Here is a 3,686-nt window from a genome sequence, read left to right as displayed (position 1 = left end):
GCGCCAGTGATACCGCAGCCGCCGTGTCCCGGCTCCCGCGGTACGCGTCGACCTCCCGCGCGACCATCGCGCCCAGCAGCGCGAGCACCAGAACCAAGGAGACGACGAGGATTCGAGCCAACTGTCCGCGAATGGTGCGAGGGCGGACGATTCCGCTGCCCGATCCCTGCCGTTCGCCGAGGAGAGCGTCGGGCGTGGACAACCGTGTGCCGCCGGATATTTCCGGTCCTCGACTTGACCGCACCACCCTCTGCTCCTCCGCTCGGCCGCCGTGACCGCTGCACGGCGAGGACACGGAAATCAGGGGCAAACTTTCACAGGGCCATACCGGTGTCAACGCGAAATGCGGACAAAACGGACACTGTGCGGACTTCTAAACACACTGGCAACGAAGGGTTACCGGGCGCGACGATTCCGGCCTCCGCGCGGATGCGGGCAGAACCGAGTCACGCTGCCTCATACCCGGGTTCGCCCGCCGCGAAACCCCTCGGCGCGACTCTGATACAGTCCGGCGCGACACACCGGAGGCAAGAGGGCGGGATGGCGCACCGAATCACGTTGGTTCCCTTGGCAACAGCACTTGTACTCGGACTCGCCGCCTGTGGCGACGATTCCGGCGGGTCACCGGCGACGACCACCACGCAGGCGGCCGCGGGCACGTCCGCCACGCTGTTCGATCCCTGCACCGGCATACCCGACAACGCGCTGACCAGCGCCGGACTCGACCCGGCGAGCAAGCAGGTCGGCGTCGGCGGGGTCAAGCAGCCCGGCTGGGAGATCTGCGGCTGGAAGGGCGCCGACTTCACCCTCGGGGTGTTCTCCAACGGCTCGTCCGTCGCCGAGTTCGAGCGGAAGCCGGGCAACGTCGACTTCCAGGACGTCACGATCGGCGGACGCCCCGGCCGCCAGTTCCGCGTCGACAACGCCGCCAAGGACCAGATGTGCGACGTGCTGTTCCCCGCCCGCCAGGGCCTGCTGCAACTGACGCTGATCAACAAAACCGCGGGCCAGAACCCCTGCGACCGCCTGACCACCATCGGCGAAGCGATCGTCCCCGCCCTCCCGAAGTAGCGCGGCGCAAGGCCACGGCATCAGCCATCCGATGCGCTACCGAAAACCGGCGCGCATCGGTTCAGCCGTCCATCACAGGACCGCCCTCCTGATCGAGACCGAACAAACTCACCACTTGCGACTACGCGCGCAATCCACGCGCTACCGCATCCCACACAGCTTCCCCACCTCACCGACCACTGCCGAGCTGAACTCGCACGGTCCGTGTCCAATGCAACCCCACCCGCCCAACTCCCAGTTCCGAGCGAAGCGAGACCGAGCATTGCCCGTTCGCGGCCCGGCTCGCGTTTGCGCGGCCGCCGCGCAAGCGACGAAGGAGCAAGCGGCGGCCGCGCAAACGCGAGCCACAAAGGGGCCGCGAACACGCCGCGCGAAGGCGCGGCAATTAGACAGAGCCCCCCAGTATGGCGAGTACCTCGTCCGAGGTGTAGAACGGCGCGAGGCGTTCGCGGATCAGCCCGGCCAGTACGCCTTCTCGCTTCGCGCCCTCGATGACCGCGGGTCCGTAGCGCAGGATCTCCCGGGCGATGTCGTCACCGGTGAGGCCGAGTTCGGGCAGCATGGCGGCCAGCGTGTAGTCGCCGTATTTGGTGAAGAACACCTCGACGCACTCGTCCACGAGCAAGCCGAAGTATTCCTTCTCGCGGGTGGTGACGGCGATTTCGTAGCAGAGCAGCACCAGTTCGTTGAGGTCTTTCTGGGTGAGGTACTGGCGCAGCCCGCTGACCGGTTCGTCGGCGTGCAGGTCCCAGAACTCCATCGCGGCGTCGTGTACCGGCGCGTCGCGCAGCATCTCGCGGATGGCGTTGTTGGTGCGCTTGAGCGCGAACAGCGCGCCCTTGCCCGCCAGGTCGCCGACGAACGTGCTGTCGGCGGCGACCTTCTTGGCGCGGTTGGCCGCGGACTGGCCCAGCGACATCAGCGAGGACACGCCCGGGATCTTTTCGGCGCGTTCCCGGTTGGCCTGCATGAAGTCGTTGATCAGTTTGTCCACGAACTTCGAGGCGACCGTCGCCACCAGCGGGCTCTCGGTGAGCCGGTCGAGGATGCGCTCCTGTGCCTGGTGCATGCCGAAGATCTTCTCCAGCAGCGCCTCGACCGGCTCGCGCTCGACCACCTCGCCGAGCCGGTAGTCGTGGTTGGCGGCGATGTGGTCGTAGATGGAGTCGGCGAAGACGCCGACCATGTCGGCGATCACGGGGCTGCCGCCGATCAGCTCGACGATGGTCCGGACGGTCTGCTTGGCCTGCTCGATCTCGACGACGTCCCGGAAGACCAGGGTGTCGGCGACGGCGAGCACCGCTTCGGTGTCGCGGGCGATCACCTCGGCGAAGCGCGCACCGCTCACCTCGGCGAGCAGGAATTCCACCTGGGCATCCAGTAGCCGTTCGGCGATTTCACGCGGCTCGCTCATCGAAATCCATCCATCACTAATCGTCCGGCGCGCCCGGCCGGGTCACGGCTGGTCAGGGTCGACGTCGTGGTCCCGCATCGATTGCCGGATCCGGTCCAGCCGCTCCCGCGCGGCCTTCTCGCGTGCCTGCCATTGTTCGTCCACGCTGCGTCCCGCGGGAGTCTGCCGGTCGAGTTCGCCCATCCCCTGCGCGGTGCCGTAGCGCTGCTCGACCTTATCGCGAACTGACTCGAAAGTAGGAACGCCGGAGGGCGAATATCCGCCGCTCGCGCCGGGAGGCGCCATACCCTGCGGCGGTACCGGTACCGCCGGTACCGCGGAAGTGCCGCCGACCTGGCCGGATATCTCCGGCACCCGCTCAGGGGGCGAAGGGACGCCACCCGGGGTGGTAGGAGTCACATCCGGCGCACCGACCGCATCAGCGGTTTCCAGCAGTCCCAGCAGCGCCGCGTGCACCGCCGCGAACCCGGGCCGCGCCGCCGTCGCGACCAGCAGGACACCCGCCAGCTCCGCGTCGGAGAGGTCGGCCAACCGGCGCACGATCTCGCTGTCGTCACTCATACCGCCAGGCTACGCAGCCACGTCCGGGCCGCGGGGTTCACGACCGCACCTGCGCGCCCGCCCACTCGCGCACGAGGTCGTACCAGGCCGAACCGCCCACGACGATCAGGTCGTTGTGCCCGGCGCCGGGAAAGACGACGAGCCGTTTCGGCTCCCGCGCCGCGGCGTAGAGCCGTTGCGCGTGCCGCAGGGGCAGCAGTTCGTCCTGGTCGCCGTGCATGATCAGGACCGGGGCGCGCAGGGCGCGGATGCGGCGTTCGTTCGGATAGGCGTTCGGGACCAGCGGCGCGGGCAGGAACGGATACACCGAGCGAGCGGCGTCACGAAGCCCCGTGAAGGTGGACATCAGCATCACTCCGGCCGGCGGATACCGCTCCGCCAGCTCGAGGACGATGCCGCCGCCGAGTGACTTGCCCAGGTACAGCACCCGGGCCGGGTCGACACCGGGCTGTGCCAGCAAGGCGGCGCGCGCGGCACGGGCGTCGAGGTAAGTGCCGCGCTCGGTGGGTTTTCCGGTGCTGCGCCCGTACCCGCGGTAGTCGAAAGCCAGCACGTCGAACCCGGCCTCGGTGAGCAACGCGTAGATCGGCACCCGGTCGCCGATGTTGCCCGCGTTGCCGTGCGCGAACAGGATGTGCCC

5 protein-coding genes are annotated in these 3,686 nt (G+C 68.5%); 1 reads left to right on the top strand and 4 read right to left on the bottom strand.

The annotated features are described in order from the left end of the window. Nucleotides 1–247 (bottom strand): hypothetical protein (locus ON27_RS44310; protein ID WP_218002975.1); only part of this gene is annotated, 247 nt, incomplete at its 3' end. A gap of 320 nt (nt 248–567) precedes the next feature. Between ON27_RS44310 and ON27_RS39805 the strand changes: the two genes are divergently transcribed. After that, a complete protein-coding gene (locus tag ON27_RS39805; protein WP_157227143.1) occupies nt 568–1,071 on the top strand; it encodes a DUF3558 domain-containing protein in 504 nt (167 codons plus the stop codon). 385 nt (nt 1,072–1,456) lie between these two features. Here the strand turns inward: ON27_RS39805 and ON27_RS10440 are convergent, their stop codons facing one another. From ON27_RS10440 to ON27_RS10430, 3 genes are all read right to left on the bottom strand, one after another. Then, nucleotides 1,457–2,485: a hypothetical protein gene (locus ON27_RS10440; protein ID WP_043723443.1), complete on the bottom strand. Its 1,029-nt coding sequence runs from the start codon at nt 2,483–2,485 to the stop codon at nt 1,457–1,459. A gap of 42 nt (nt 2,486–2,527) precedes the next feature. Next, nucleotides 2,528–3,046 (bottom strand): PspA/IM30 family protein, encoded by a 519-nt coding sequence (locus tag ON27_RS44125; protein WP_174377834.1) that lies wholly within the window; start codon nt 3,044–3,046, stop codon nt 2,528–2,530. 37 nt (nt 3,047–3,083) lie between these two features. Next, nucleotides 3,084–3,686 (bottom strand): alpha/beta hydrolase (locus ON27_RS10430; RefSeq protein WP_043723442.1); only part of this gene is annotated, 603 nt, incomplete at its 5' end.

The organism is Nocardia asiatica NBRC 100129 (assembly GCF_000308415.1).
Classification (GTDB): Bacteria; Actinomycetota; Actinomycetes; order Mycobacteriales; family Mycobacteriaceae; genus Nocardia; species Nocardia asiatica.
Note: the sequence above shows the minus strand (reverse complement) of the source record. Positions and strands in the feature narration are given on the sequence as shown.

What these genes read in the sequence shown, in the direction of transcription:
- ON27_RS10440 (WP_043723443.1), bottom strand. Translation starts at nt 2,485, where the DNA reads ATGAGCGAGCCGCGTGAAATCGCCGAACGGCTACTGGATGCCCAGGTG.
- ON27_RS44125 (WP_174377834.1), bottom strand. Translation starts at nt 3,046, where the DNA reads ATGAGTGACGACAGCGAGATCGTGCGCCGGTTGGCCGACCTCTCCGAC.